Genomic DNA, 25,369 nt, shown 5'->3' on the forward strand with positions numbered 1-25,369 from the left:
TTTACCGTATTATAGTCATCAGCTGTGCCAAGCATAATACATTCCTTGAACTGCCGCACGATTGATATTTTCACTATTCATCCAACAATATTTCTTTTCGATCCACTGCTTGCCTTGATGTTGTAACTCTTTATTCGCCTTTTCGTTTTTGTAATCGTATTTGTCATAAAAAAAGTTCTCGATGGCGTCTCTCGTTTGTCCGATATAATCGGCAATAGAGTTTTTTTCATCATCGGGAATATACGGATAAAGTTCTGCAACAATGTCAATTATCGGTTTGTGGAAATTTTCTCCAAATTCCAGAGATGCACTATAAACCTTATTTAAAATTTCTTCGTTCATTGTCATTACCTCCTCTCGGGAATCGTCTACTCCACCATTCTGCAAAGGGCGATATGGTCTGCCTCGTCGCTGATAAATACGTGATTATCCCAAATATCCATGATCCTGAATTTGGAATAACCTCTTGGGAGTGTAATATCGAGAAGCTCCAGGTCAGACAATCTCAACAGTTTTTGGTTTCCTTTCCATTCATCGGTCTTGAAAATCGGGGATAGGATCAGATATTCTTTTTGGGCGCTGAATTTTCCTCTCAAGCCATGCTTTTGTGCAAGCTTTTCTAATTTTTCCTTTCCCCATATTTTCCTCTTGTAGATACCGTCTTGGGTGAGTTCGAGATACCAATAATACTTGAATTGTGATAAGCGACAAGGATTTATCGTATCCGATTCTACGAAGGCATAAATCGAATTATCTTTTATCATAAGGCTGCCTATCTGGGGATAGGAGTAACTAAAATCCATTTTGTGATGTACACCCTCTGCCCGTTCCAAGGATTGCATAAAATTGCTTCGGACTTTTTCATTTGTAAACACAGGGGTGAGCTGCTTCTCCCAGTGAAGCGTATGTGTCTCATTGTCATAATGTAGAGAGGTAAAACTATTTGCGGCAAAGACCTCTCCGTCTACACGGCAAATAATTGGATAAACCCCCTTTTCGCCAAGTGTGGAAATTTCCGTTATGTTTTCTGCGGCACACAGGTTTTCACTTACTACTTCGCACGGCTTCTGCTCGGGAGACGACACCCACCAGGCTTTTTTGTCTTCTCCGCTAATAATTAAAATGTCGGAACCTGTATCTAACAAAACGGGCTTATTCCAGCTTTTCTTTTGTGCGGGAGACGGAATGAATGACCATCGTCCCGCCTTTATCCAAACGATACCGTAGCTCGTGCCGTCATCGCCACTGCCCCAGATAACGAATTCGTCTTTTCCTCGTGCAAAATGATTTTTTGCATTGATGGGAGCATATTGATAGGCGCCGTTGCTTAGCTCGAATCCTGTCGTCGTCCACTCTGAAATTTTATCTAATTTTACCTGCATAATTTTCTCTCCTACAATAAAGTTCTATCCTTGTCTTCTGCTTGTATTATTATAAAATAATTTAGTCCGTTCTTTGGTCAGCAGCCCCTTGTCTGCAAGCTTGTTTACAAAGTTTTCTTCGTATCTTGTAAAATCTTCGGCACAGCCTATGTTTTCTGCAAGGAGTAATAGAGCATTATCTATCGTTTCGGATTTTGGATTTCTGCCAAGTTCTACCTCGATGTATTCACACAGACTGTCCAGAGTCTCATAATGTTCTTTGTCCGCTTGTTCAAAATTACCGCTCCAGTCTATCGAATCAAGCCTTTGTTTTAGGTGTAATAAATTAATATTATCCATTTTTTCGCTCTCTGTACTGCTTCCTTATAATCCGAATTTTTCCCAGTCCTTAACCGATTCAATCAACATACCCCGACACAAGCGTCGGGGTATGTTGTTCTCATAAGGTGGTTGCAGTCGGATTTAATACCCTTTGTTACGACGCAGAGCGTCGGGGTATTAAACCCTCCGCACGAATAACAGGTATCCAACTGTCGATTTCAAATTTTTCCTGTTCATAGGGTTCAGTATATCCATCCACTATTAATATTCCGCTGCATTGGATATGAGCCTTGCTATTCCTTATTTCAAGAATTTTTAATTTGTATGAAACTATCGGTTCGTGTTCATAAATGTAAAATGAATCTTCTCTGTCATCGCTTTCTTCTATTGTCATTACAGAAAAGGATTCTCCAATTAATTCTGCTGCTGAGTTTTTGTCTGTACTTATTGGATTTATGCAAATAGAAGGTGCTATTGTTTCGCCCCTAAAATTACCTTTAGCAAATCCGACATCCACTGACCATGATGCAGATCCATCTTCTTTAAAATACATCAGACAGCTCTGTCTTCCGTTCCAGTCATCTTCAAACGTATAATTTTTTCCGATCTTTAGCATTTGTTATCTCCTTTTCACTAATAGTATATGTCATTCAATGCTGATTTATTTGAAAATTCCTTGTAACCATTTCACAATATCATCCGTCGTTTTATCACACGATAATACCAATTGATTACAGTCAATCTCATCAAGCAATATCACTTCTTTTTCTCGTTCAAAAAAAGTTCTTAACCATAAGATAAACCTTGCATATTCATAAATTCTTTCATCTGAATTAAAGTACTCGATTGCAAATGTACAACGCTTTCGATCCATTCTTAATTCAAATTGATATTGCTCTGAATAGTTCTCCCAGCAAAGATCATACGATCGTGATGAATTACTTACTTCTAAATTGGTGCCCGGATACTTTATTTCAATATCTTTCTTAAATTTTCTCATGTCAAAATCATTATTTTCCGATTCGTTTAAATGTACAAAGATTGTTACAGACATTTTCAGCTCCTCCTCTCATCTCTCTGAACGATTCGTAAAATACATCTATTCATCCTGCAATCAATTCCGATAATTCAAAATCTGATAAAACGGAATCCGTATATAGTTTTCTCAACAAATTATCATCGAATTTCATAGAGTAATATTCTGTAACAAATTCTCGAAATCTTTCATACGTATCGAAAGCATATCCCAATAGCCAATAACCTCCATCATGTTCATCTGTTTGATTTTGATGAACTGCCCCATCATACCAAATGAAAAATGTTGTTTCCGCCCTTTCGTCTACTGAAAAAAGATTTATCAATTTCTCGTCAAGCCCTTCGTACATCTTGTCTATAATACTTTGATTCCATTCGTCGGCAGCAAATTGGTTCAGACTGTTTTCATGTGCAAAGCCTTTTACCAACACCACTGTTTCCGTAAAGATTACAGATAACGAATCTCCTGCTCCGTTATCAATAACATATTTGAGATTCGAGTCGAATTTCTTCTTTCTTACCAATCGCAAGTCGTCTTCCGACGGGTCCGTCAAAGCATTATCCAAAATATATAGCGCCTCCAATCTTGTATGCATATTATCCCAATCCATATACTTCATATCGTTTCTCTTCCGTATTTCTTTGTTGTATCTCTTTTGTGAAAATAATGCACTGAGAGAACAACCTAATTTTTGAAAATAAGTTTAATCAATTTCTGCAATTATCCCATCAATCAATTCCGTAATACTCGGCGCTGTATAAACCACTTTATCAGGATCATGGATATAGCAGATAATCTGACCTTCTTTTCCCGCTGTATCCGGATCAAAATCCAACATCAAAAAGCAGCTGTCACAGTATTCGGCAAAGGGAATCCATTTTTTATTAAAGAGATAGGGTTTAATCCTGCTGTCCTTCATATTTTCAATATCTTCGTTTGTAAAATAATCCGTAAATTCCGTTAAGAGCGCATCTCTGTTTTGAAAATGTTCTTTTGTTTTTGTTACAGCCTGTAAGCTCATCAGATTAAACGGCATTTCTATTTCATCTATAACGCAGAGAAAAATGCTTAAATATTTGCTTCCATTTTTATATCGGTAAAGTTCTTTGAAGTCTTCCGGAAGGGTTATACTGAACTTCTTCTCAAAGGCTGATATCTCTTCCTCTGAAGCTCCGGAAATTTCCTGATAGTCGTCCAGATATCCTTCTTCGACAGGATCATCCAAATCCCATTCTTCAAAATGCTCACATAGATACTTTTCTATCTGTTTAATCTTATCAATTAGTTGCATAACTTTCTCCTAACTTTTTTGTTCCCAATTTTATTTGCTCGGAAGGATTTAACCACTGATGTTCCTCGTCTATGCTCTGTGCCGGAGTATGTTGATTATCTACGGTTGCGGATATATTCTTTTCGTAGCTTATCGGCAATGCCGCTATTTTGAATGTGATGAATAAGATGTGCATGCGGAAACGGTATAGTTCTAATATCTTTATCATATTCCGTAATTTTTCCTGTTTCATTAAAAAGAGTCCGGTCTTTCATTTTTCCCGTCCTTATAAATTCTATCCAGTCCTTCTGAATTGAAATAACTGCTTTTCTATTTTCATCGGTAATGGGTATATTCATTTTATCTATGGTTCCAAAGAAAAATGCCAGCTCCGCCCCATGATACGAACCTCGCAGTCCGTTATACAAATGAGGGATATAGTTCATTCTATAGCCGTATACAGGGCATTTTTTGCTTAACGTTTCCATAAGAAACAACGCGCTTGAATGAAAGATCAGCAATTCCATTATTTGAATCTGTAAATCTACAATTCCATTTGCTTCCGATTTAAATTCGGATTCGAGCGTTTCTGCAAACTCACTGTATTTTTTTAAAAGAACATCTTTTAAATTTTTCTTTTTCTTTGTAATTCCGAGAGCCTTATAAAACATAGGTAATTCAATCATAGAAAATTCATCTTTGTTAGAGCCTATCAAAACTGGCATACAAGGGAATTCTCCACGCTCTAATAATTTCATTGGGTGCTCTGCAAAGAATATACCGTCAACAATATCATTCTGTCCTCCTTTTAGTTTCATCAATTTTTTTGCTGACAGTTTTTTTAGTTCTTCAAGTCCTTTAAGATGATTTTTTGACAGCATTTTTGCATATTCGTTTTTTGCAAAATCAAATTCCGACAATATCGGGACATTCCCTGCACATAGGATTAATTTATGAAACAGTTTATTACTTACAGGATTTAAATAATGATACAGAGCTGCAACCGCACCGCCGCAATGCCCCATAAGCGTAATATTTGTATTATCTCCGCCGAAAGAACTTATAGTATTATAAATCCAATTTAAAGCTGTTTGCTGATCAAGATAAGCAAGAGCAGCTTTTATTTCTCCCTTATCGAAAACAGGCATATATCCGAAATTTCCTATTCGATAAGTAATTGTAACTGCTACAACACCTTGTTCGGCAATATGTTCCATTGTGTATATTGGAACTGTTCCCGACCCTTCGCCTCCGCCATGTAAAAATACAACTACCGGTTTTCTTTCCGTAAAATTCTCGGGTGCCCATATATTTACTACAAATGCATTTTCCGTTTGAGTATCTTTTAACGGTTGAAATTCCGGTCGTAACATATGGTGCTTCATAAAAATATTAAAAAACAGAGGATATTTCCTTTGTGGAAAACATACTGTTTCTTTACGATTAATTATCATATCCGGTGAATAGTCTTGTTTATCAAGAATTTTAGCATATTCAAATCTTTCTGCTCGTGCATAAGGCACACTCAATATAGAATATACAGGCGTACCTTCTTTCGTTTTTCCGACTACATTCGCATATGCTTTGCCAATCTCTGTCTGTAATATCTTCATTTTGCATCTCCTTTATTCTATGAAATCTCCCTAAATGTTTGCTGATATTATACCATTTTCAATGGTGTTTTTTCTACGGGTTATCAACAATCTTATTTTTTGATATAATAGTACCGGTAAACAAAAGGAGAATTATTATGTACATAAAACCTGAAGATCGGCGTGAAAAATCGAATGCAAAAATAAAGGGAATGGGCATTGCCTGTATGGAAGAACTGCCCTTGCGGGAATCATCAAAAGAGGCGAAGCTTAAAAGCTTTGAGGAAATCTGTGACAGAGCCATCGCATGTCTTTTGTCGATTCAGTTGGCTGAAGATATTCATAATGAGCAAGGGTATGAAGAATCAAAGGATCTTTTTTTAAGTTTGCTTGAAAAATACGAAGTATCGGACTGCCTTTTGGAAAAAGAAAAACGGCTTTTTGATGGAACATACAGCGAACAGGATGTCATCGATGTATGCTGGACTTATGAAGCTTATTGGCCGCTTCTGTGGGCTTTGGGCTTGGTCGAAGATATTTCGTATCCGAATGATATCTGTGATGTGGAACGAGCGATAAAACTGGTCGGCGATGCCGATGGAAAAACTGAGTTTAAAGCACAATGTAAGTTACGCGGAATAGAAGAAATACTGGATATGCTTGATCTTCACTACCGTTACCACTGGGCAACGGAAGAAAAGCGGCTCCGCCCCGAAACGGAAATCAAAGACTTAAATCCCGATGTTTTGATGGAACGAAGGCGCGGACTTGAATGGCTTATTTCCGAAGAAAGCGATTGGTTCGATATTTCGATGGATACGTAGTCCTTTTTACTGCATAGCTATTTTTATCCGACGAAAATATATTCGATGACAAGCTCACAGATGGCATCGTTTTTATCGTAGCCGAAATATACCGGATATTTCCCGTCACCGAAACCGCTTTGTATCATGGGAACGGTCAAGTCCGTTCCTTCTAAAGGATAGTTAATCCAGTCCCCGCCGTCGCGTTGAAAGCGTGGATTTGCAGCATAACTCTTTTCGAATTCTTTTGCAAAATAATCGTCGTATATATTTTTGCCGGGGTTTTCATTTACCCAACGGCTTTCAAAATCGCAATAGGCATCCCGTGCTTTTACATCGACAACCGTTGCAAGTCCTGCATCGACATTAAACCCGAAAAAACTTTCTTCATCGACGTCATCCAAATCTTCATTACCAATCAAGGCTTCACGATACACGGCAGCCTTTTCATCGGAGAACCTTACCCGTGTTGCAACATACCGGTAATGGTCTTCTTCTATTTCGGCAACTAAAGTTTCTAATGGAAAAATTCCTGTAGGTACTTTTTGCAGATACGGCTCCTCGCTTTTGTTAAGGTAGACAAGCGGATCACGCACCAAAATATTTCCCGTAGGAAAATGCACGGTTCCCATCGGCAATATAAATAACTTTTTCCCCTGTACTTCATCTTGAGAAAACAAGTTACCGTAATGCACAGGAGACTTAAGCAGCTCCTTCACTTTTTCATATTTTTCAATCCATTCTTTTGTCGGTATCATATAAACCTCCACATAAAGATTAAATAATATAGTATTTATCAGTACATGTGTCTACAGACAAAAGTCTCATTTTTTGATATACTTATAAAAAGCTTTTATAAGGGGTTAAGCTATGAAAAAAATAGAACATCAATACTTCGGTCAGTTGAATCTTGCGATAACAGACGATGTGGAAGTAATTTGGGAAAAAGAGATTCAGGGGATAGATACCTGTCTTTGGCTCGGCAAAAATGTAGAACTGTCTACCGGCATGCTCGATCTTTATGCACAGTTTCTTGAGAACATAGACGATAAAATAAAAGAAGCAAGAAAAGCACTGATAACATATTTAAAAGATGACAGCTACTATATTGACTTTCATATTGAAGAATGCGGACTGGAAGATTTACCGAGTGATATTACCGAGTTTGTAACGAAAATGATAGTAACGAATGTAGGCTTATGGATTGACAGTGAAAAGCCGCATATCACAATGGATTTTATGATTGCGCCTGATGAAAGCGATGAAATACTCTGCGTAAAATTCGGTGAAGATGCAAAGATCATAGCCATTGATTGGGAAAGTTAAAAGGAGATGTCATGGGAATTTTAAATAACGCATTCAACAAGAAAGATAAAAAAATGGACACTGAAGCACCGCTTATTTTATCTATGCCGATGTTTAAAGGCGATAGCGGGTATTCATTGGAGAAAGTTATCGAGGATTTAAAATCATATTGGGGACTTACGGTTGATAAGATAGAGGGCGATGATAATACCGCTTCATTTGAAATCGGCGAAGAATGTGTAGTCATTGCATTGATGCCTGCACCCATACCCGCTGAAGGATTTGAATCCATGTACAGCTATTCTTACCTTTGGAAAGATGCGGAGAAAGAGGTAAAAATACCCGAAATAAAATTAAGCGAGGAAGAAAGGGCGCGGTATGAAAGTAGTTTTTATCAGCAAAACCCATTTCGACAATGGCAGAGCCGGTATGGTGGAGAAGTAAAGACAGAAGCTCTGAGAATAATAGAGGATATGCATGAGAAACATGTAGTAGGATATAAAAGTAAAAGATAGGTATGGCGAAAATGCATTTTTGGGTTGGATGGTTTCCAACAGAGCAAGAATTCTTGCAATATGTGGGGTTGGGCAATGACCAATCTAACGATAGCTTGGCTGAGTTAAGCTCCTTCGCTAAGGAAGTTGGTGCAGACGAATTTGAGCCAGACTTTTGTATTGCAAAATATCTCAATGAATCCGATGACGTGGTAGAATTTGCTCGGTTTGTTCCTACTTCCACTGAAAACATTCTTGAAAAATGTATGAGTTCTGGGCTAAAAAAGGTGAATAGTCTATTGTGTTACAATTTACGTGCAGGGATTTCTGATGGACAAGCAGAACATGCAGGTCTCCTAAACTATTTAGGTATACACCCATACTCAACTAGAGCAATTGAAAGCCGTTTCTCTACATCTGGAATGGAGTTCTCAACCTTCGTAGGTACAATTTCGCAAAGTGTAGAGGAGTTTATGGAGTATTTCAACCAAGATGATTATCTAAATGCGTTGGAGCAGTATCGGCAAGGCAAGACAAAAAAACGTCCAAACCCGAATCTTCGGTGTCAATTTTGTAAGGACGTGGGATTGGATTTCTATTATCCTCAACTTCTACGCATCGCCTTTTCGCAGGAGTTAAAGTTGGTAGATGCTGAAAGTCTTGTGCAAGAAGTACTAATAGAGCCGATGTTTTATAATGCGCTGCCATATGATCTTAAAGATGCAAATATTAATATGGCTAATTGTGCTTTCTGTTACATTGCCAATGGGTTTAGAGAAAAAAATAAAGATCAACACATCTCTATTTATATGAGGAATTCTCCCCCCCTAATAAAACGAAAGAAAAAAGATATTGATCAACTCGATAACTACAATGGACTCCAGTTTTTAGGAAGTCTCGTTTGGGAATAAGCTCTAAATGTGGTATAGAGAGTCTTTTTCAAACTGCTTATACAGTACGACAGTTTGGGGCTTTGAGTTGGAGCGTATGCTCCCCGGGGGCATCTCGCAGAGTTTTGCCTATGACAACATCGGCAGGCTCGTCGACAGCAAGACACGTCAGTCGTCCAAGGTACGCAGAGAACGCAAGTACCATTGGGGCAAGGCCGACAGACTGCTCAAGATGGAGGACAGTCAGTATGGTACTACCACCTACGAGTACAGTGCCACGGGACATCTGCAAAAGGCGACCTATGCTGACGGCACAGAAGAGTACCGCCTATCGGATAAGGTGGGCAACCTCTTCGACGACCCTGACCGAAAGCTCCGTAAATACCTCCAAGGAGGGAAGATAGAGCAGTCGGGCGAGTGGCGTTTCAAGTACGACAAGGATGGACAACTCATCGAGAAGTACAAAGGCTCGGGCAAATGGTGGGACAGCAAGCGTGAGCGCTGGCAGTATGAGAGGAACCAGAACGGCACGCTCAAAGCTGTTAAGTCGCCCCACAGAAAGCGACCTGTACAGTTTACCTATGATGCCTTGGGGCGTCGTCTCAGCAAGCTCGCCAGTGAATACACCCATTGGGTATGGAACGGCAATGTGCCGCTGCACGAGTGGAACTCTGGCAGGGAATGGAAGGGCGACGGCTGGCAGCACTACGAGCTTGACCTGAGGACGTGGGTCTTTGAGGAGGAGAGCTTCGTGCCGATGGCACTGCTCCTCAATGGCAAGGTGTACAGCATCGTAACCGACCAGCTGGGTACGCCCACCGAAGCGTACAACGCCGAGGGCGAGGAGGTTTGGCATCGCAGGCTCGATATGAACGGTAAGATACTCGAGGAGGTGTACGACAGAAACGCCCCCTACAGCGAGCAGATACGCATACCATTCCTTTTCCAAGGACAGTACTACGACCACGAGACAGAGCTGGCATACAACCGATTCCGATACTACTCGCCAGAATTGGGGAGTAGTATCTCGGAGGACCCGATACGATTGCTAGGTGGAATTACCCTACATGCCTATGTGGAGGATAGGCTTATGGGGCTTGACCCATTAGGACTATCGCTAGGTTCTCGTGCTTTAGATAAGGCTCTAGGAGGTATTAGAGGTGATTGTAAAATGGCACCTCATTAAAGTTGGAATTATAAGCCTGTCCGAAAAGATGTTTAGGTACTGAACTACTATTAACTATTCCAGATTAAATAATATAGTATTTATCAGTACCTGTTTTAGTATACTTACAAAAAGTTTTTATTGGAGGTGAAACTATGAAAAAAAGAAGCATAACTGTTCGCTATAACGAAGAGGGGATCCCGTATATTACACCCAAGTCAGGTTGTTATCTTTCCTTTCAGATCTCACCTATAGGAGGTGAGATTGAAATTTTGGGTAATGAAATCGGATTACAGCTTCTAGCAAGGAGCATCTTAGGTATAGCTAAAATGGAGGAGGTGGATATGACATATCATATCCACCTAGATGAATTGTACTCCTTAAATGAAGAAGGTAAGAGTTTTGTTATTCGTAAAATAGAGAATGACGATCTTAAGTGAAGAAGTATGGAGAGTAGTAAAATTGCGACTTTCTAGAACGACAAGGTGATAATAAAAAAAAAGAGTACTTATGGTAGACTCAAATAACTACTGGGCTCTATTTGAGAAGGAAGGAAGAGGAGCTCCTCTTAGCCTTTCCGAAGGGATTATGCATACAGAATTCCAGAAAAAGAATCCTTTCGCCCCCTTACCTTCAGATTATGGAGACTGGAGGACTTCTGTCAATGCTCCTGTAGAGCTCCCCAAACAGCTTTGGTTTGTAACAAGAGAGAGTGTATAACTTTGATTTACGCTTTAATAGTGCAGGATTTATAGTATCCCATGTTTTTCTTGGGTTATTACAGAGGCATACCTCTACACCGTATGTTTCAACTCCAGTGTATATGGTAAATAAGTTTGGAGATAGTGTCGCTAAAAAAGAGTATTACTACATCCGCTTCTATAATTATACAGACTTAATTGACCATACGTCATCTAATATTGTTTATGACAAGAAAGGCTTTATAAAGAAGCCTATAGAGCTACACTTAAGGACAGATATATCCCAACAGGTATTTATGACAGATAGTAGCTACTTCTTCAACAGGCTATTTTGTACTGATGAGTTTCGAAAAGCTTGCTTGGAAGCTTCTATTTATGGGGTGGAATTTGTGGAAGCGTTAAAAGTTGGAATCTATAAGCCATAATACTCTCAAGATAGTACGACTCGTATTGGGATTGTAGGTAATCCTACTGATTAGAATTATCCGCCGAGTAAGCGAGGCGAAGAAAAGTCATTGGGTTCTTAAATCCTCCCTTAGAGCTATCGCTTGCTCTTGTAGCTTAATGAGGAGCACGGAATACTTCTCGAGCTTGGCGAGCATTCGTTGAGCCGTGGCTACGGAGTGGTAGCTGTTCAGCGTCTTCACGGCTTCGTTGTAGAGGATGCCGATCTGCTGGATAGAGGCGATGATGGAAGACAAAAGGTTCATTTTTTAGTATACTTACAAAAAGTTTTCATTGGAGGTGAAACTATGAAAAAAATGGAACATCAATACTTTGGTCAGTTGAATCTTGAGATAACAGACGATGTGGTGGATGTAATTTGGGAAAAAGAGATTCAGGGGATAGATACCTGTCTTTGGCTCGCCAAAAATGTAGAACTGTCTACCGGCAGACTCGACCTTTATGCACAGTTTCTTGAGAACATAGACGATAAAATAAAAGAAGCAAGAAAAGCACTTATAGCATATTTAAACGATGACAGTTACTATATCGACTTTCATATTGAAGAATGCGAACTCGAAGATTTGCCGAGTGATATTACCGAGTTTGTAAGTAAAATGACGGTAACGAATGTAGACTTATGGATTGACAGTGAACAGCCGCACATCGCAATGGATTTTATGATTGCACCTGATGAAAGCGATGAAATACTCTGCGTAAAATTCGGTGAAGATGCAAAGATCATATCCATTGATTGGGAAAGTTAGCAGTAGGAAATATCAATGTAAAAATTTTTTATTCGTGCGGAGGGTTTAATACCCCGACGCTCGCGTCGGGGTTGTTGATTCGTGCCCCTGCAAAATCAAATATGGAGGTTTATAGTAGAAGTCATTATGGAAACGAATAATATAATAAACGGACTAAAACATTTATCTGAAGGAGTATTCCTACCCGAAGAATGGATTGATTGGTGGAAACAAAATGAAAAATTTGCAAAACAATTTTTGTCGCCGCGGTGGTATTTAAAGATAAAACCTAAGATGTCACAAGGTTTAATGGGTGCCGCACTAATATCTCAAAATGCGGCTCGTGAATACTTAAAATATATAAATCAATCTTATAACGAAAATTCACAAGTCAATTATATGGAAGGATGGAGAAAGCAAATAGATGATATCTCATTGAACTGTGACAAAGTTGATATTATTGATTTTGACTTGAAATTTACCAAATTGAAGCAAAGTTACCCTAACTTGTTTGCCGTAATAAAAAAACACTTATTGAAAAGTGATGTTGTGGAAAATAATTTAACCGAAGAAAAATTAACCTCATCATTCTTTTATAAATTATTGCATAGTGATGTGATTACATTTTTTTATTGTATTTCGCAATTAAAAATGGAAGGTATTCTTATTGATTTTGATATGTTAGAATTACGGGAGGAATATATTAAAATTGGGGAATTGTGGTTGAATAGTGATGGGGATGAGTTATATATCAGACCATATGAAGCTTCTGTATATTGTCATGATATAGGGAGGGATCAAATACATATTATAAATAAATCATTTAACTTATTTATTGAAAATGATTTGAGCCGTTTTGTCTATGAAAATGCATTGCCTAATACTTTTTCAGGTTTTTCAAATCAACAACCCCGATAAAAAATTAAAACATTATTTTTAAGGAAAGAACTAACAGTGATTTATGTTAAATTCTATAGCAAAACTAAAGATTGTTTTTTAGAGGACATCAACAGAAACTCAAGTGCCGAGATTGAAAAACTAATAAGCTGCGATGCTGACATTATCTATCAATCTCCTTATACAAATAAGATTATTTGGGCTGCAAAACGGCTGGACGAAAATTGTGTAAGCATAATAGCATTTGATAAAACTGCAAACAAAATTGCTTCTATAAAAATGGAAGATGAATTGAGCGATTCAGATATAGCTTTTACAAGTTTAAATGAAGAAAATCGCATAGTAGTATCCTTTGCAGCAGGACAGGACGGCTCTCAAGATTATTGCATAGAATTAACTCAAAATGAGCTGAAAATAATATATAAGTTTCCTAAAAATTTATCGTATATGTTTAGCTTCGATAAATATGCTTTGCTTGCTGATTTTTACAGCATGAGCTTTTTTAAAATTTCTTCCTCGGATTTTACGCCGATCGCTGAAAAGGCATATTCTTTGTTTAAAGAAGATTCATTATCCAATGTACAGAAAATCAATGATAGTTTCGGAATATTTTGTACCACTGAAGGGAAGTGCTATGTATTTGATTTATCCGCACTTGAATTAATTGATGAACTGATTATTGATTGTAAAATAGATGGTTTAGAAAAAAGTTGGACTCTGAATGCGTTATTTCAAACAAGGGATGAGATGATATTCCAATATCGCAATTATAAAAATGGGAAAGAAAGCATTGAATGGATCAGCGTAGATAAATTATATTTGAATAGGATTGTCAAAGAACAAATACCATGATATAATTAAAAAAGGATAAATATTATGAAATTAGAAGAAAAATATAAATTTAACACAAGCGATGATGACGAAGAGCCTTTAGAAAATTTTATTGATGATACGGAAGGCATTCTCTCGCATTGCTTAAGCACAAAGCAAATTGAAAATTTTATATCATTCTTTTTTGGTTAAAAACATGAGAGACATAAAAGTGCTGCATAAAATAATGACTGAAGGGGGAAAAATAAATGAAGACAACGCTTTTTCCAAATTGGACATTAGATGACACAGATGACACGGGGGCAATTTCGGAATATTTTAATAATGAAAAAATGCCTTTCACCGAAGAGACAATGATTAAGTGCCTTAAAATGAAGCGTAATAAATACGAAATCTATTGGGCTGTTTTAGCTCTGCGTATGCTAGGAACGCAGAAAGCAATTCAATATTTAAAAGAAGTTAGCACTTATAAAAATTTAGATGTGCAGGGTGCAAGCGTTTTAACGATTGCTTACTTAGCCGAGGGTTCTGAAAATGAATATTTGGCGAGCCTCTTGTTAAATAAGGATTTCAAAGCAAAATGGTATGCCGTTGTTGCCTTCAATCACAAACCCGACGGTAAAGCTATCCCTTATGCAGCTGAGTATGGGGTTAAGACAATCAAAAGTTCGAAAAACAAACCGGAAGCGGGTTCTTTAATAGTTGAGTATCTTGCAAGATTTGCACCGGAAAATGAACTTGCAAAAAAAATATTCGCAAGGATAAATAAAGACTTCGAGAATCTTTCTCCCAAAGAACAGGAAGTGTTCACAGTAAATTTTCCGCATATCTTTAGAAATTAATATGAATAAAATTGTAACTACAACAGTAATGGTAATTTTTACTCTTTTAATTTTTACAGCCGATATAGTGTTAATCACAAGATTTTTCACACTGATAAAACAAAGAAGATATAATGATTCGGCTCCTCTTTGGGGCGGGCTTCCCGATTTATTTCCAAAAATTAAAAATAAATATCTTAAAACTTTTTTGAACTACATCATACTGAATATTGCTGTGTATATTATCGGGTACTATTTCCCAAAGACAGGAGTTTTTAGCAGAACTCTTAAATTTTCTTTTGATATTGTTATCGAGGGGTATAGATTTTTGGTATCGTTTATAATAACGAATTTGTTTTTAGCTATTAGTCAGCTCACAAGAAAAATAAAAAAAATTCAACAAAATACAATTTCGGCTAAACTATACTACATTGAACTTATCATCATTCCCATTATTGTTATTTTTTCTCTTTATTTTTTTGACAGCGTTTTTGATAATCTTGCAATGAAGGTAACAATATAAAAGAATAGTACACTTACAAAATTGCTAAAAGATGATAGAATAAATATGAGGAGACAGCAATATGGAAGTTATTTTGAGTACGGTAATCGGCGGTGAAATTACGGTTGAGGTTGATGGTGGGAAAATTGTTCATTCATTGATAATAAAAATGAGAAACTCCTTGAAAGAGCATTTTAAAAAAATATTTTTTGAAGGGCTAGATAGAATAAAAATCAACGTATATATCAGCGGAGATGTTTCTTCTTATTGCGATAAAACGGGTATTACTGCAACCCGATATTTCCGTGCAAAGACAGAATATACGACAGAGTTTTGTATCGATAAAAACTATTGGCCGTTAGAACCTGTTCTTCCAGTGGATAGAAAGTTTATTCTATTTATGGAAAACTCGTTGATACAGTTAGGCGAAATTATTGAAAAAAAACTTAAAGCAGCCGGATATAGTTTTGACGGCGAGCTGTTTAAAGAAATTGTTCTTAAAAGTTTAAGAGGGATTAGTTAAGAATATGACAAAGTATTCAAAAGAAGCATTAGATGAAGCATTGCTGCAAGCGCAAAGCAGCGATATTAGCATGAAAACAAAAGGGATAAAGTTTTTAAGACAAGCCTCTTGTTTGGAAACGGGTACGAAGAATACCTATCCGATAAGAGATTGGTTTTCTGAAACTACAAATTACACAAAGCTTTTTAAAATAGTAAAATCAGAAAAAGATCCGAAACTGTTATGGGAATATTTATTTTTGATTAAAACATATTGTGAGCGTTATATTGATTTAGCTTATTTGGTAAAAGATTCTCAAAACTTTATCTCAAAAAAAGAAAACACAGAATTCAAAATAAAGGCTTATGAGCTCGGAAAATTGTTTTTAGTGCATCAGGATGCCTCTGTACGGCAAGCTGCAGCAAGCCTGCTTTGGTATTTAAAGAAAACTTCCGAAGTTTGGCCTGTGATCATAGAGCTTATGCAGAAAAAACGGGATTATATAACACTTTCTCATATCGGCATAATGATTCGCAATTGTTATTCACTTTTGAATGATGATAAAATTATTACAGACTCTTTTGAGAATACTGTGACGAAGGAAAATCTTATTTCACTAAAGGATGCAGAAGCTTTAAAAGAAGCCGTATCATTTTCATTGGAAAAAACTCCTAAGGCTGCAAAAAAAGCCGGTTTTAATTCCATATCTGAAATACTGGACAATATAATTACAGCACTTACAAAAACGGTAAAAAAATGATAAAATAAACATTATAGGAGATAAAATATGAATGGAGAATTATATCTAAAAAAGGGTATGCTTCAACTAAATAAAAAATTATATGACGAGGCTTTGGAAACTTTAAATAAGGTAATCGAACTCGATGATGATCTTGCGAGTGTTACATCTGCAAAATGTATTTTAGGTGAATATTATTTTATTCATCAAAACTATGAAAAATCAAAAGAATTTTTATTATGGATTTGTGACAGACAAGATGAGCTTGAAGAAGAGTTTGACGATTTACTTTCAGAAGAAATTGATACCGCGTCTGTGCTGATGGAGCTGATTGAAAAATATAAGCTGTAAAAAGCGGCGGATGCTAAGGAGGACGATATCGTGGATAACGAAGTAAAGTTATTTGAAGATAATAAAATACGCTCCGTTTGGGATAACGAAAAAGAAGAGTGGTATTTTAGTGTTGTGGATGTTGTGGGAGCCTTAACGGACAGCCCTAATCCGAGGGACTATTGGTACCGCGTTAAAAAGCGTATGTCGGAAGAAGAAAAAAGTCAACTGTCGACATTTTGTCGACAGTTGAAATTAAAAGCTCCCGATGGGAAAATGCGTGAAACCGATGCAGCCGATATGCAAGGCATATTTAGAATTATACAATCTATTCCGTCACCTAAGGCAGAACCCTTTAAGATGTGGCTTGCCGAGGTGGGAAAAGAAAGAGTTGATGAAATCATAGATCCGGAATTGACAATTGATAGAGCTTTAGAAACCTATCTTAAAAAAGGCTACACTAGGGAATGGATAAATCAGCGCCTGCAAGCTATTCAGGTAAGAAAAGAACTTACCGATGCATGGCAAGACCATGGTGTAAAAGAAGGCAGAGAATATGCTATTTTGACAAACGAAATATCTAAAGCATGGAGCGGTATGACCGTTAGACAATATAAGGATTTTAAGAACCTCAAAAAAGAAAATCTAAGAGATAATATGTCGACACTTGAGCTTGTTCTTAATATGCTTGCAGAGGCTACCGTTACCGAATTAACCAATACTACTAACCCTAAGGGGCTTGAAGAAAATAAAAAAACGGCACGACGCGGCGGAAGCATCGCAGGAAATACACGAAAAGAAATAGAAAAAGAAACCGGAAAACCCGTAATTAATTCAAAAAATGCAATCGATTTTTCACGCCTTATAGACGGCGTGGTAAAAGATAAAACTAAAAATTAAGTGAATTTAAAGTACCTATTGAATCATGCAAAACCATAATACTAAAAATATGAAAGGGAGTAATATTGTATGAAAAACAATTCTTATATTCATAACTTAAAAATAGAAGATGTACCTTGGCATCGGCTTCCTACAACTTATGGAAGAGCAACATTGTTTCCTCAATACTTTGAAATATTGGAAAACATGCAGGACACGGATAAAATAGAAAATGCATTGTATGAAATAGCAATAAATATTGAACATCAAAGCACTTTGTGGTATGCAACTCCGTTTGCTCTTATATTTCTTACAAGAATTTTTATGAAAGCTTTAACTCAGAGCAGTACAAATAAGAATGCGCACTACATTGTAGAAGAACTACTGGAAGGTTTTGCCGTAATAGCTGAAAGTTTTTGTGAGGGTGATGAATTGGAGCATGCAGCTCCCTTACCTTTTTTTGAAGATATGTTAAAGGAAGAATATTTATGGTCTGAAGTTTATAATGAAGATGATGATTGTCTCCGGTATGAAGATGAAAATGTTTTTCCTGATGATCTTTTTTACAGTTTTTATCATTATTCTTTTGAGGTATTAAAAATATATCGGGAAGAATTTGTTAAATTAAGAGATACGGAATTTGCGGTAAGAGCAAAAATACTTTCTTCATGGTTTTAAAAAAGGAATAGACTAATGCCGAATTCAACGGAAAAAATTTTACAAGAACTTGAAGCGGAACGGTTACGCCGTCAAAATCTTACAAAAGAAGATTTACAAAAAAAGTATGCCGAGTTACAAAGAACCGGTTTTCCTCTTAGCGAATGTATCGGTTTTATAGCCGATTTAGGCGGCAGTAATCAGCTCGCTTATCATTACGAATTGATTTGCGAAGACTGGGAGCGAGATGATCCGTTGCATTTGGATAACAGTTTCGATAAACACGATTTAGCGGGAATTGATTTTCTTTTTGCGGCTATAAACAAAGCTTCAACCGAAAAAATACGGGTGTTCACCGCCTATCTCATTGCCGAAATTCTTGTGAGGTCGAAACATCGCGATTTTTATACGGCTGCATGCAATCGTCTTGTGCCGATACTTGTTTCGCATATAAATACGAAGGACTGTGTCCTGAGGCGCAAAGTGCTGATAGCTGTCGGGTGGATTGGGACAGCACAAGAGATTGGTATTTTTAATGACAGAATGCTCCACGACGAGGATAGTCTTTGCCGTGCATGGTCGGCTTCGGGGCTATGGCAATTATCATGTAACAGACTGCATAGTCAAACAATACTTCCGAAAGTAAAAGATGTTTTTAGACAGGCAATCACTGCGGAAAAAGACCTTTTTGCATGCGGCGTAATGATAGAGTCCGCGCAGAGTTTATTCGGTAAAAAATGGATATCGTCTATAGCTGTTGAAAATAAAGATTCGGTAAAAATAGAAAAGGCTCGCAAATCTGCTGTCAGATTTTTAAGTAAGGATTAAATAAAAGGAGATCTAAAAATGGGCGAAACTATTATCCGTATGGAAAACGTTACAAAATTATATGAAATGGGTGAAAGCGTCGTACATGCCCTGCGAGGCATAAGCTTCAGTATAGATCAGGGAGAATTTATTTCGATAATGGGGCCGTCAGGTTCGGGAAAGTCTACCTGCATGAATATGATAGGCTGTCTTGACCGGCCGACAAGCGGTATATTGGAAATTGGCGGAAAAGAAACGGCAAAGATGACGGAAAAAGAACTTGCCATGCTGCGTAATAAAACGATCGGCTTTGTGTTTCAGCAGTATCATTTGCTTCCAAATATGACGGTTTTAGAAAACGTTATGCTTCCGTTACGCTATCAGGGGCTGGAAAGAGCTAAACGCCTTGCTCTTGCAAAAGAAGCTTTGGAGCATGTCGATATGGGCGATAGACTTTCCCACGGTCCTAATGAACTTTCCGGCGGTCAAAAGCAGCGTGTCGCCATTGCACGTGCAATGGTAACAAAACCGCACATTATCTTAGCCGATGAGCCGACCGGTGCTTTGGACAGCAAAACAGGAGCTCAGGTTCTTAACCTCTTTAAAAAAATAAATGAAAGCGGAACGACAATTGTTATTGTTACCCACGACCCTGGAATCGGAGCAAGTACGGATCGATGTATAAAACTTTTTGACGGAAATATTCAGTCGGATGAACATCAGGTTCCTGTTACTTAATTTCTTTTATCAAATTATACGTTTCAATAAACCTAAGATGCCAGACTTCCTTATCGGCGGTAATTTCTTCATATATATTTTCCAGCGTATCAGCAGGCGACAATGACCACAGAGCATAATCCTCGAAAACCACTTCGCCTATCTTTTCAAGTTTATCTAATAGAAGTCCTAAGTCTTTGTGATTAAACCAGCAATCCGTATCCAGAGCATATTTTGTGTTTTGCTTTTTACAAGCAATTTCGCTGTTCAAAAAATCATCCATAGTCGGTTTATCTTTTTGTAACAAGCGCGTGCAGGCTAAATGATATTCTATTTTTCTTGGGCTCTGATCAACATCTGAAACAAAAACGGCGCCGTACTCATTTTCAAATTTAACTGCAAGTACTTCTCCTACTTTAAAATACGGGTCCCGTTTAATTTTTGCCTTCGGTACCTTAATCGGTTTAGGATTTTCACTTTGTAACTGAACAGCCAGTTTATCAAGCTCTTTCTGCCTTTGCTTCAGAGCTTTGCCGTCAATTTCAAGCCAGAAATCATCAGCACCTTTTGCAATTATTTCTAACGCTTTATTCTTTATCTCTTCCGGTAAATGCCCTACCTTCCATAAAGAATAGGCAAATGCAGTCCAGTAAATTTCCGTGTAAAATGGATCTATGCAGAAGTTTTCCTCGTCATTTAAAATATCTTCAATTATTGTGTCGATATTTTCACCGTCTTTATATCGTTCGACTATGGTATTGTAAATGTCATACCCATCATCACTGTCTATAATTTTTACACCGTCTATTGCCATTTCTCATCTCTCCGTTCACAATTCTCATTTCATTACATATTTGATACCATTATACCCTTTTTAAGGTATTTTTTCTACTGTCAGATTTTCATTTTTCCCCCTTAAAAAGGATAAGGAAAAATGATACAATATGATAAAAATGAGGATTAGTTGATGAAGAATATCGGCTGAAAGGATTAGGTATATTGAAACAAATAAGGAAGATAAAACCATGATAAAACTTACAGAGATAAGAACTATTTTTGAAAAAGCAAAACCCGATAACCTCTTTTTGCAGTATTTCGAATGGGTAAAAACATTAATCCCGTTTTGGAGGCAGGCTGTTACGAGGATTGCAGAGCTAAACGGCACGGCAGAAGAAAAAAGAGACAAGCATTTGCACGTCATCGACAATTCTTTGGAACTGATGTACTCTTGGCGGTTTAAAAAGATAAAGTATGTAAATCTAAGAAGAAAAGAGATAGACAGTGCCATCAGTTTTATACGAAACGGAGCCATAACAACTAAAGTTTCGCACTATGCTTTTGCTCCCGTTTGTAGAAATTTAGCGGGCATTTTGCGCGGCTTTTTATATATTTCCACCTTCGGTTATTCCGACGAGCAGCTGCCTACCGTATTAGCTCAAGATGTTTACGATATTGCACTATGCCATACTCTGTTCCCTTTTGATACAAGCGATTTTGTGTATTATCTTCCGCGAGAGAAATCCATCCATACCGAAGACCCTGCCGATTTGGACAACTGGCATTTGATGATGAGCAAGGCGGGCAAGGCTTTGAAGATTACGGAGCTCATTGAAGAGGTAAATGAGCAGGCTTGTACAATTTGGGAAAATTACAAAACCCCGTTTGAATGGAAATACGATGAATCGATTTGGTCTTTGGAATTCGAGAACCTGTCGAAAAAACTGCATTACGCCGCTGAGAGAGCTTTTCATAAAATGTAAAACGATTATTGCTTAATTAAAACAAATAAGGAGATAAAAATATGAATAACCTAAAATTAAGTTTATTGAAAAAATGGGAATTGGATAGTGAGCTTTCGTTTGTGCATGGCTCTGTTTTGTTGCCGGATGGAACTGCTATAATTCTGACTAAAGGCGAGAAGAGCGATTGGGGTAAATTTTACCTCCTTGTGCTTTCTGTCGATGGCATAAAAAAGATTCCGATTGAATATGCGGAAACATCAGGCAGAGATTATCCTGTGCTTTTTCGATATGGTGCAAGTTTCGGACTCATCATTTCGGCAAAAGAAGTGCGGTATTACTCCGGCATTCATTTCTCTCCGGAAATAATTCCGATAAAAAATAATTCACGGCTAAGAGGAAGCATTGTACCGGAAAAAGCTCAACAGAGGTGTTTTCAAAATATATCCGACAGCAAGACAATTCCCGTTTGCTTTGAAAATGAATTTTATTGCGGGGACGCAAGATATTTTGCTCTTTTGGAATTTGATGTTGCTGCAAAATCTGCCGAATGGAAATGTTTTTCTACAATAGATAAAAAGGCATTTACACATCAAGATGACAGCTGCGTAGACGCACCTAAAATAGACAGCATTAAAATATCGGATAAAGAAATCTATGCCTTTATTCCGGGCGACAGCCAAACATCGGTTAATAAGTGGGGAATGAATTATTATGCCCTTGCAAGTATTTCCGAAGATGGGAAAGTAATCAAAAAATTTATCGAATCAGATGACTTAAAAAAAGACGGTAAAAAAGGAGGTATCAACGGATGCTTTACGGATTCTCAATATGTGATAATGACTCCTCTTTTTAAAACCGATGATTGGAAAGGCAAGCAAAAAGTTTTTTCACTCAACACACGTGAATATTCCGATATTACCTTTCCAAGAGGAATGTCCAAACACAAACTCGAAAACATCTCAGGCGAAATATGCCTTACCTCGTTTTACGATAGAGGACTAAAAGAAATAGCATTATGCAATTGTGCTAACTTATTATATTCAATATAATTAGTTTAGAAAATGAAATCATAAGAGATGTTCATGTACAAAAAGCTGTGCACCGATAATATTAATTAGGAATTACAAGCTATGTAAAAAGGAGATATTTTATATGGAAGATGTTGATTTGATAATCAAAAAAATTGCAAAAATTTCACATGACAATTTACCTATTAAAAAAGGCTGGGAAAGATATGAAATAGATGTTTGCACCTTGTCGAAATACACGGAACTTGAGGCTTCGTATTATTTAAAAGACGGAAAGGCAATTTCGTTTAATCCCGAATATGAAAATTCAGCAGGCATTGAAGATGACTTAACTTTTGTTTTTTTGAAATTGAGGGACGAGATGTATAAACTTTCTCCTGACGAGGGGGCTTGGTTTTCGTGTAAATTTATTTTCTTTTCTTCCGGAGATTTTAAGACTGTATTTAATTACGACGATAAACCTGATTTCGAGTATACACCAAGCAAAGAACAATATATTGAAGAATTGAAAAAATATCCCAGAAAGAATACACCTAATTGGTTAAATAAAATTGTAAATTAAACTATAAGAAGAGAAAAATGAATAGATATTTTTTTAACAAGATTTTCGACAAACAGTCGAATGGAACGCATGATAAAAAAGGCGGAAAAAATATCGGCCGAACTGTGTCGTGGGTGTACTACAAAGACGAAAAACTCATAGGCGGGTCGGCATTTGATATACAACTCTTTCGGCAGATATTGGAAAACAGCACAAAGTTTTCGAGTCAGGCTCAAGAAATGATAGAGACACAAATTAAAGAACAAAATATTTTTGATTGTATTTCACTCAAAAGCTCAAAATACACCAATCGCTTTTACGAAAATAGCGGCCATAAAGCATTTATACCCGAAAGTATCTGTATGGTTGATTATTGTGAAGATGAAATCTTTGCCGTTGTGAGAATCGGAGATTGTTGTGAAATTGTTTCTTATGATTATGACATCACAGGCGAGGCGGGACAAGAGTGGTTCAATTTTATAGGAAAGAACAAGCCTATTTTTGATAAAAAAATCATTGAGAATATAAAAACGGTTTTAACGCAATACGAACAACTACAAATAAAAATACTTGAAGAAGAAGACAGACGTATTTGGGAGAAAAAAGAAAAACTTGCTTGCCGGAACAAAAGCTTACCTGCCGATACGGAACAAACTTTTTTATCACTTTGCAAATTACTCGGCATATCTCCGCAAAAAGCCAAGAAAATATACCATACAGCATTGGAGCAAGAAGATATTTGTGTCTCTTTGATAAACGATTTTATAGATTTGAACTATTTGGCAATGTTCGATTGGAAGGCGGATGTGGGAGATATTGTATACGGTTACAATCTATTAGCAAAAAAGATAAAAGCGAATATGCTTCACTTGGATAAAGATACGGAATTTGAACCGCCGGAAGTTTTCCGTAGGCTTGCTTCGATGAGTGACAAGGTATTATATCTTATCGACACAAATAGCGATTGCTATATTTTAGGTTTGTCAGATAAAGAAAATAGAGAAAAAATCATAAGTGCTTATAAACAACTGTTCAGCCTGCTTCAATCTGAGAATACGATTGAAATTGTGAACATGCTGTAATAAAGGAAAAGGAGATATAAAATGAGTATTATAAAAAGCAGGGAATCAAATAAACAGGATAAACAGCCGGCTATGCCGCAACAGAAACTTCATATCAATTTAACTAAAAACGGTTTGTATATTAATGATGAGCTTATTGAAACCCTATCAATAGATATTCTTGCGGAGAAATTCGGTGAATATAGAAAAGTATTGCGTAAGCCGACTGATGAAACAGTAAGTAAAGATGATTTAGAGGAAATATATATCTGGGATAATATGGGAATAAAGAGTTTTGTTTCCAAAGGATGTATCAGCGAACTAGACATAAGAATATGTGAAGATAGGGAATGGGAGAAAAAAGTAAAATTTTCGTTTTTCGATGTAAATCCCAAGCAGGTGTTTCCCGGCATTTTTACGATAAACGGTAAAACTATTTTGGAAGCTATACCTCAAAAAACATTGAGAGAAGCTTATATATTTTTAGAAATGAAAGTGGAAAATTGGAAAATAAATTGCTCATTGTCTAGTAAATTAAAATCGGTTCTGGATGCAATATCTTTTCAGGAGCGTTTGAGAAAATCAAAAACCGATGAGATAGCCGATTTGGTACGTGCCGAACCTGAACCTATACGGGATATAAGTTTTTGGTATAAACCGCCGAGAGTGTCAAGCGGTAAATGGAAACAGCCAAAGGCAGAAGGTAAAGTACTGACATTTACAAACTTCAATTTTAAACTTGCTGTTATCCAAGAGCTGATGTATGAACAAGAATTGCTTAAACCGAAATTTGATGTATATGATTTTTGTAATGATTATGCAAAAAAAGAAATAGATCCCGATGATTACTGCGATAAAATGATACCTGAAGTAAAAAGCTGGTTTCAGCAATTGGAAATTCCTGCTGAATTGGCCCCAAAGGTAACACAGCTGTTTCTTGATGGCGGAAATGAAATTAATATGCAGCTTATTCCGCAATGGGACGGCGAGGATGATCTATTTGATATTAAATCTATTTCTGATGAGGAGTTGGCACAGTTTCCAAACTTAAAACTTATTGACGGCACCGTTATTTATATTTCCGAAAAAGCAAAGAAAAAACTTATCAAGAAAGGAATTAATATTGCAGAATAAAAGTTTTATATGGAAAGAAAAACTTTAAATTT

General features: G+C 36.9%; 36 protein-coding genes and 1 pseudogene. 26 read left to right on the forward strand and 11 right to left on the reverse strand.

Annotated elements, in window-relative coordinates:
- Positions 1 to 18: 18 nt before the first annotated feature.
- The 8 genes from E4N80_RS10145 to E4N80_RS10180 all read right to left on the reverse strand — a co-directional run bounded on the left by E4N80_RS10145 (position 19) and on the right by E4N80_RS10180 (position 5,622).
- Positions 19 to 342 carry a hypothetical protein gene (locus tag E4N80_RS10145; RefSeq protein ID WP_002685254.1) on the reverse strand — a complete coding sequence of 108 codons (324 nt, stop codon included), beginning with the start codon at positions 340 to 342 and terminating at the stop codon, positions 19 to 21.
- A gap of 26 nt (positions 343 to 368) precedes the next feature.
- Positions 369 to 1,382 carry a hypothetical protein gene (locus tag E4N80_RS10150; RefSeq protein ID WP_253699108.1) on the reverse strand — a complete coding sequence of 338 codons (1,014 nt, stop codon included), beginning with the start codon at positions 1,380 to 1,382 and terminating at the stop codon, positions 369 to 371.
- A 24-nt stretch (positions 1,383 to 1,406) separates the two neighbouring features.
- Positions 1,407 to 1,721, reverse strand: coding sequence for a hypothetical protein (locus E4N80_RS10155; protein WP_002665898.1), 315 nt, complete (start codon positions 1,719 to 1,721; stop codon positions 1,407 to 1,409).
- 136 nt (positions 1,722 to 1,857) lie between these two features.
- Positions 1,858 to 2,319, reverse strand: a complete 462-nt coding sequence (locus E4N80_RS10160; RefSeq protein WP_253699109.1) for a hypothetical protein — start codon at positions 2,317 to 2,319, stop codon at positions 1,858 to 1,860.
- 45 nt (positions 2,320 to 2,364) lie between these two features.
- Positions 2,365 to 2,757, reverse strand: a complete 393-nt coding sequence (locus E4N80_RS10165; RefSeq protein WP_253699110.1) for a hypothetical protein — start codon at positions 2,755 to 2,757, stop codon at positions 2,365 to 2,367.
- A 49-nt stretch (positions 2,758 to 2,806) separates the two neighbouring features.
- Positions 2,807 to 3,358 carry a hypothetical protein gene (locus E4N80_RS10170; RefSeq protein WP_253699111.1) on the reverse strand — a complete coding sequence of 184 codons (552 nt, stop codon included), beginning with the start codon at positions 3,356 to 3,358 and terminating at the stop codon, positions 2,807 to 2,809.
- A gap of 84 nt (positions 3,359 to 3,442) precedes the next feature.
- Complete coding sequence (locus E4N80_RS10175; protein WP_253699112.1) at positions 3,443 to 4,030, reverse strand: SMI1/KNR4 family protein; 588 nt, start codon at positions 4,028 to 4,030, stop codon at positions 3,443 to 3,445.
- Between the two features lie 95 nt (positions 4,031 to 4,125).
- Complete coding sequence (locus E4N80_RS10180) at positions 4,126 to 5,622, reverse strand: carboxylesterase family protein (protein WP_002685265.1); 1,497 nt, start codon at positions 5,620 to 5,622, stop codon at positions 4,126 to 4,128.
- A 137-nt stretch (positions 5,623 to 5,759) separates the two neighbouring features.
- Here E4N80_RS10180 and E4N80_RS10185 point away from each other — a divergent pair, with 137 nt between their 5' ends.
- On the forward strand, positions 5,760 to 6,425 hold the full coding sequence (locus E4N80_RS10185; protein ID WP_253699113.1) for a DUF4272 domain-containing protein: 666 nt from the start codon (positions 5,760 to 5,762) through the stop codon (positions 6,423 to 6,425).
- A 23-nt stretch (positions 6,426 to 6,448) separates the two neighbouring features.
- On the opposite strand, the gene E4N80_RS10190 is transcribed toward E4N80_RS10185, so the two are convergent.
- Positions 6,449 to 7,162, reverse strand: coding sequence for a DUF4241 domain-containing protein (locus E4N80_RS10190; RefSeq protein ID WP_253699114.1), 714 nt, complete (start codon positions 7,160 to 7,162; stop codon positions 6,449 to 6,451).
- 112 nt (positions 7,163 to 7,274) lie between these two features.
- On the opposite strand from E4N80_RS10190, the gene E4N80_RS10195 reads away from it, so the two are divergent.
- The 7 genes and pseudogenes from E4N80_RS10195 to E4N80_RS10225 all read left to right on the forward strand — a co-directional run bounded on the left by E4N80_RS10195 (position 7,275) and on the right by E4N80_RS10225 (position 11,384).
- Positions 7,275 to 7,730 (forward strand): DUF2004 domain-containing protein, encoded by a 456-nt coding sequence (locus E4N80_RS10195; protein ID WP_253699115.1) that lies wholly within the window; start codon positions 7,275 to 7,277, stop codon positions 7,728 to 7,730.
- Between the two features lie 11 nt (positions 7,731 to 7,741).
- Positions 7,742 to 8,047, forward strand: a pseudogene (locus tag E4N80_RS12980) (DUF4261 domain-containing protein); the annotation flags it as partial.
- A gap of 179 nt (positions 8,048 to 8,226) precedes the next feature.
- The gene (locus E4N80_RS10205; protein WP_253699117.1) at positions 8,227 to 9,114 is read left to right on the forward strand and encodes an immunity 22 family protein; all 888 of its coding nucleotides are present in this window, start codon (positions 8,227 to 8,229) and stop codon (positions 9,112 to 9,114) included.
- 7 nt (positions 9,115 to 9,121) lie between these two features.
- Positions 9,122 to 10,279 (forward strand): RHS repeat domain-containing protein, encoded by a 1,158-nt coding sequence (locus E4N80_RS10210; RefSeq protein WP_253699118.1) that lies wholly within the window; start codon positions 9,122 to 9,124, stop codon positions 10,277 to 10,279.
- Between the two features lie 134 nt (positions 10,280 to 10,413).
- Positions 10,414 to 10,698 (forward strand): Imm32 family immunity protein, encoded by a 285-nt coding sequence (locus tag E4N80_RS10215; protein WP_253683246.1) that lies wholly within the window; start codon positions 10,414 to 10,416, stop codon positions 10,696 to 10,698.
- 70 nt (positions 10,699 to 10,768) lie between these two features.
- Positions 10,769 to 10,978: a hypothetical protein gene (locus tag E4N80_RS10220; RefSeq protein ID WP_253699119.1), complete on the forward strand. Its 210-nt coding sequence runs from the start codon at positions 10,769 to 10,771 to the stop codon at positions 10,976 to 10,978.
- A complete protein-coding gene (locus tag E4N80_RS10225; RefSeq protein WP_253699120.1) occupies positions 10,971 to 11,384 on the forward strand; it encodes an Imm43 family immunity protein in 414 nt (137 codons plus the stop codon). The genes E4N80_RS10220 and E4N80_RS10225 overlap by 8 nt, the downstream gene beginning before the upstream one ends.
- A gap of 87 nt (positions 11,385 to 11,471) precedes the next feature.
- On the opposite strand, the gene E4N80_RS10230 is transcribed toward E4N80_RS10225, so the two are convergent.
- A complete protein-coding gene (locus E4N80_RS10230) occupies positions 11,472 to 11,669 on the reverse strand; it encodes a plasmid mobilization protein (RefSeq protein WP_253699121.1) in 198 nt (65 codons plus the stop codon).
- A gap of 42 nt (positions 11,670 to 11,711) precedes the next feature.
- Here E4N80_RS10230 and E4N80_RS10235 point away from each other — a divergent pair, with 42 nt between their 5' ends.
- The 13 genes from E4N80_RS10235 to E4N80_RS10295 all read left to right on the forward strand — a co-directional run bounded on the left by E4N80_RS10235 (position 11,712) and on the right by E4N80_RS10295 (position 19,852).
- A complete protein-coding gene (locus E4N80_RS10235; RefSeq protein WP_253699122.1) occupies positions 11,712 to 12,170 on the forward strand; it encodes a DUF2004 domain-containing protein in 459 nt (152 codons plus the stop codon).
- A gap of 126 nt (positions 12,171 to 12,296) precedes the next feature.
- Complete coding sequence (locus E4N80_RS10240) at positions 12,297 to 13,067, forward strand: hypothetical protein (RefSeq protein WP_253699123.1); 771 nt, start codon at positions 12,297 to 12,299, stop codon at positions 13,065 to 13,067.
- A 36-nt stretch (positions 13,068 to 13,103) separates the two neighbouring features.
- The gene (locus E4N80_RS10245; protein WP_253699124.1) at positions 13,104 to 13,898 is read left to right on the forward strand and encodes a hypothetical protein; all 795 of its coding nucleotides are present in this window, start codon (positions 13,104 to 13,106) and stop codon (positions 13,896 to 13,898) included.
- Between the two features lie 24 nt (positions 13,899 to 13,922).
- Positions 13,923 to 14,069 (forward strand): hypothetical protein, encoded by a 147-nt coding sequence (locus tag E4N80_RS10250; RefSeq protein WP_253699125.1) that lies wholly within the window; start codon positions 13,923 to 13,925, stop codon positions 14,067 to 14,069.
- 56 nt (positions 14,070 to 14,125) lie between these two features.
- Positions 14,126 to 14,719: a HEAT repeat domain-containing protein gene (locus E4N80_RS10255; protein WP_253699126.1), complete on the forward strand. Its 594-nt coding sequence runs from the start codon at positions 14,126 to 14,128 to the stop codon at positions 14,717 to 14,719.
- Position 14,720: 1 nt separating this feature from the next.
- Complete coding sequence (locus tag E4N80_RS10260) at positions 14,721 to 15,221, forward strand: hypothetical protein (protein ID WP_253699127.1); 501 nt, start codon at positions 14,721 to 14,723, stop codon at positions 15,219 to 15,221.
- Positions 15,222 to 15,282: 61 nt separating this feature from the next.
- A complete protein-coding gene (locus tag E4N80_RS10265) occupies positions 15,283 to 15,723 on the forward strand; it encodes an Imm12 family immunity protein (RefSeq protein ID WP_253699128.1) in 441 nt (146 codons plus the stop codon).
- Positions 15,724 to 15,727: 4 nt separating this feature from the next.
- Positions 15,728 to 16,462 (forward strand): hypothetical protein, encoded by a 735-nt coding sequence (locus tag E4N80_RS10270; protein ID WP_253699129.1) that lies wholly within the window; start codon positions 15,728 to 15,730, stop codon positions 16,460 to 16,462.
- 27 nt (positions 16,463 to 16,489) lie between these two features.
- A complete protein-coding gene (locus E4N80_RS10275; protein ID WP_253699130.1) occupies positions 16,490 to 16,792 on the forward strand; it encodes a tetratricopeptide repeat protein in 303 nt (100 codons plus the stop codon).
- A 30-nt stretch (positions 16,793 to 16,822) separates the two neighbouring features.
- The gene (locus tag E4N80_RS10280; RefSeq protein ID WP_253699131.1) at positions 16,823 to 17,671 is read left to right on the forward strand and encodes a BRO family protein; all 849 of its coding nucleotides are present in this window, start codon (positions 16,823 to 16,825) and stop codon (positions 17,669 to 17,671) included.
- 69 nt (positions 17,672 to 17,740) lie between these two features.
- Positions 17,741 to 18,328 (forward strand): hypothetical protein, encoded by a 588-nt coding sequence (locus E4N80_RS10285; protein ID WP_253699132.1) that lies wholly within the window; start codon positions 17,741 to 17,743, stop codon positions 18,326 to 18,328.
- 15 nt (positions 18,329 to 18,343) lie between these two features.
- Positions 18,344 to 19,135: a HEAT repeat domain-containing protein gene (locus E4N80_RS10290; RefSeq protein ID WP_253699133.1), complete on the forward strand. Its 792-nt coding sequence runs from the start codon at positions 18,344 to 18,346 to the stop codon at positions 19,133 to 19,135.
- Between the two features lie 18 nt (positions 19,136 to 19,153).
- Positions 19,154 to 19,852 carry an ABC transporter ATP-binding protein gene (locus tag E4N80_RS10295; RefSeq protein WP_253699134.1) on the forward strand — a complete coding sequence of 233 codons (699 nt, stop codon included), beginning with the start codon at positions 19,154 to 19,156 and terminating at the stop codon, positions 19,850 to 19,852.
- On the opposite strand, the gene E4N80_RS10300 is transcribed toward E4N80_RS10295, so the two are convergent.
- Positions 19,845 to 20,645 (reverse strand): hypothetical protein, encoded by an 801-nt coding sequence (locus E4N80_RS10300; protein ID WP_253699135.1) that lies wholly within the window; start codon positions 20,643 to 20,645, stop codon positions 19,845 to 19,847. The two genes, E4N80_RS10295 and E4N80_RS10300, sit on opposite strands and share 8 nt — an antisense overlap.
- Positions 20,646 to 20,856: 211 nt before the next feature.
- Here E4N80_RS10300 and E4N80_RS10305 point away from each other — a divergent pair, with 211 nt between their 5' ends.
- The 5 genes from E4N80_RS10305 to E4N80_RS10325 all read left to right on the forward strand — a co-directional run bounded on the left by E4N80_RS10305 (position 20,857) and on the right by E4N80_RS10325 (position 25,337).
- Positions 20,857 to 21,591 (forward strand): hypothetical protein, encoded by a 735-nt coding sequence (locus tag E4N80_RS10305; RefSeq protein ID WP_253699136.1) that lies wholly within the window; start codon positions 20,857 to 20,859, stop codon positions 21,589 to 21,591.
- A 41-nt stretch (positions 21,592 to 21,632) separates the two neighbouring features.
- Positions 21,633 to 22,622, forward strand: coding sequence for a hypothetical protein (locus E4N80_RS10310; RefSeq protein ID WP_253699137.1), 990 nt, complete (start codon positions 21,633 to 21,635; stop codon positions 22,620 to 22,622).
- A gap of 103 nt (positions 22,623 to 22,725) precedes the next feature.
- Positions 22,726 to 23,163 (forward strand): immunity protein YezG family protein, encoded by a 438-nt coding sequence (locus E4N80_RS10315; protein WP_010693345.1) that lies wholly within the window; start codon positions 22,726 to 22,728, stop codon positions 23,161 to 23,163.
- A 17-nt stretch (positions 23,164 to 23,180) separates the two neighbouring features.
- A complete protein-coding gene (locus tag E4N80_RS10320; RefSeq protein WP_253699138.1) occupies positions 23,181 to 24,224 on the forward strand; it encodes a DUF6630 family protein in 1,044 nt (347 codons plus the stop codon).
- Positions 24,225 to 24,245: 21 nt separating this feature from the next.
- A complete protein-coding gene (locus E4N80_RS10325; protein WP_253699139.1) occupies positions 24,246 to 25,337 on the forward strand; it encodes a DUF6892 domain-containing protein in 1,092 nt (363 codons plus the stop codon).
- The last annotated feature ends 32 nt before the right edge of the window (positions 25,338 to 25,369 follow it).

This window comes from Treponema denticola (assembly GCF_024181605.1).
Lineage (GTDB): Bacteria > Spirochaetota > Spirochaetia > Treponematales > Treponemataceae > Treponema_B > Treponema_B denticola_B.

What these genes read in the sequence shown, in the direction of transcription:
- E4N80_RS10145 (WP_002685254.1), bottom strand. Translation starts at nt 342, where the DNA reads ATGAACGAAGAAATTTTAAATAAGGTTTATAGTGCATCTCTGGAATTT.
- E4N80_RS10150 (WP_253699108.1), bottom strand. Translation starts at nt 1,382, where the DNA reads ATGCAGGTAAAATTAGATAAAATTTCAGAGTGGACGACGACAGGATTC.
- E4N80_RS10155 (WP_002665898.1), bottom strand. Translation starts at nt 1,721, where the DNA reads ATGGATAATATTAATTTATTACACCTAAAACAAAGGCTTGATTCGATA.
- E4N80_RS10160 (WP_253699109.1), bottom strand. Translation starts at nt 2,319, where the DNA reads ATGCTAAAGATCGGAAAAAATTATACGTTTGAAGATGACTGGAACGGA.
- E4N80_RS10165 (WP_253699110.1), bottom strand. Translation starts at nt 2,757, where the DNA reads ATGTCTGTAACAATCTTTGTACATTTAAACGAATCGGAAAATAATGAT.
- E4N80_RS10170 (WP_253699111.1), bottom strand. Translation starts at nt 3,358, where the DNA reads ATGAAGTATATGGATTGGGATAATATGCATACAAGATTGGAGGCGCTA.
- E4N80_RS10175 (WP_253699112.1), bottom strand. Translation starts at nt 4,030, where the DNA reads ATGCAACTAATTGATAAGATTAAACAGATAGAAAAGTATCTATGTGAG.
- E4N80_RS10180 (WP_002685265.1), bottom strand. Translation starts at nt 5,622, where the DNA reads ATGAAGATATTACAGACAGAGATTGGCAAAGCATATGCGAATGTAGTC.
- E4N80_RS10185 (WP_253699113.1), top strand. Translation starts at nt 5,760, where the DNA reads ATGTACATAAAACCTGAAGATCGGCGTGAAAAATCGAATGCAAAAATA.
- E4N80_RS10190 (WP_253699114.1), bottom strand. Translation starts at nt 7,162, where the DNA reads ATGATACCGACAAAAGAATGGATTGAAAAATATGAAAAAGTGAAGGAG.
- E4N80_RS10195 (WP_253699115.1), top strand. Translation starts at nt 7,275, where the DNA reads ATGAAAAAAATAGAACATCAATACTTCGGTCAGTTGAATCTTGCGATA.
- E4N80_RS10205 (WP_253699117.1), top strand. Translation starts at nt 8,227, where the DNA reads ATGGCGAAAATGCATTTTTGGGTTGGATGGTTTCCAACAGAGCAAGAA.
- E4N80_RS10210 (WP_253699118.1), top strand. Translation starts at nt 9,122, where the DNA reads ATGTGGTATAGAGAGTCTTTTTCAAACTGCTTATACAGTACGACAGTT.
- E4N80_RS10215 (WP_253683246.1), top strand. Translation starts at nt 10,414, where the DNA reads ATGAAAAAAAGAAGCATAACTGTTCGCTATAACGAAGAGGGGATCCCG.
- E4N80_RS10220 (WP_253699119.1), top strand. Translation starts at nt 10,769, where the DNA reads ATGGTAGACTCAAATAACTACTGGGCTCTATTTGAGAAGGAAGGAAGA.
- E4N80_RS10230 (WP_253699121.1), bottom strand. Translation starts at nt 11,669, where the DNA reads ATGAACCTTTTGTCTTCCATCATCGCCTCTATCCAGCAGATCGGCATC.
- E4N80_RS10235 (WP_253699122.1), top strand. Translation starts at nt 11,712, where the DNA reads ATGAAAAAAATGGAACATCAATACTTTGGTCAGTTGAATCTTGAGATA.
- E4N80_RS10240 (WP_253699123.1), top strand. Translation starts at nt 12,297, where the DNA reads ATGGAAACGAATAATATAATAAACGGACTAAAACATTTATCTGAAGGA.
- E4N80_RS10250 (WP_253699125.1), top strand. Translation starts at nt 13,923, where the DNA reads ATGAAATTAGAAGAAAAATATAAATTTAACACAAGCGATGATGACGAA.
- E4N80_RS10255 (WP_253699126.1), top strand. Translation starts at nt 14,126, where the DNA reads ATGAAGACAACGCTTTTTCCAAATTGGACATTAGATGACACAGATGAC.
- E4N80_RS10260 (WP_253699127.1), top strand. Translation starts at nt 14,721, where the DNA reads ATGAATAAAATTGTAACTACAACAGTAATGGTAATTTTTACTCTTTTA.
- E4N80_RS10265 (WP_253699128.1), top strand. Translation starts at nt 15,283, where the DNA reads ATGGAAGTTATTTTGAGTACGGTAATCGGCGGTGAAATTACGGTTGAG.
- E4N80_RS10270 (WP_253699129.1), top strand. Translation starts at nt 15,728, where the DNA reads ATGACAAAGTATTCAAAAGAAGCATTAGATGAAGCATTGCTGCAAGCG.
- E4N80_RS10275 (WP_253699130.1), top strand. Translation starts at nt 16,490, where the DNA reads ATGAATGGAGAATTATATCTAAAAAAGGGTATGCTTCAACTAAATAAA.
- E4N80_RS10285 (WP_253699132.1), top strand. Translation starts at nt 17,741, where the DNA reads ATGAAAAACAATTCTTATATTCATAACTTAAAAATAGAAGATGTACCT.
- E4N80_RS10290 (WP_253699133.1), top strand. Translation starts at nt 18,344, where the DNA reads ATGCCGAATTCAACGGAAAAAATTTTACAAGAACTTGAAGCGGAACGG.
- E4N80_RS10295 (WP_253699134.1), top strand. Translation starts at nt 19,154, where the DNA reads ATGGGCGAAACTATTATCCGTATGGAAAACGTTACAAAATTATATGAA.
- E4N80_RS10300 (WP_253699135.1), bottom strand. Translation starts at nt 20,645, where the DNA reads ATGGCAATAGACGGTGTAAAAATTATAGACAGTGATGATGGGTATGAC.
- E4N80_RS10305 (WP_253699136.1), top strand. Translation starts at nt 20,857, where the DNA reads ATGATAAAACTTACAGAGATAAGAACTATTTTTGAAAAAGCAAAACCC.
- E4N80_RS10310 (WP_253699137.1), top strand. Translation starts at nt 21,633, where the DNA reads ATGAATAACCTAAAATTAAGTTTATTGAAAAAATGGGAATTGGATAGT.
- E4N80_RS10315 (WP_010693345.1), top strand. Translation starts at nt 22,726, where the DNA reads ATGGAAGATGTTGATTTGATAATCAAAAAAATTGCAAAAATTTCACAT.
- E4N80_RS10320 (WP_253699138.1), top strand. Translation starts at nt 23,181, where the DNA reads ATGAATAGATATTTTTTTAACAAGATTTTCGACAAACAGTCGAATGGA.
- E4N80_RS10325 (WP_253699139.1), top strand. Translation starts at nt 24,246, where the DNA reads ATGAGTATTATAAAAAGCAGGGAATCAAATAAACAGGATAAACAGCCG.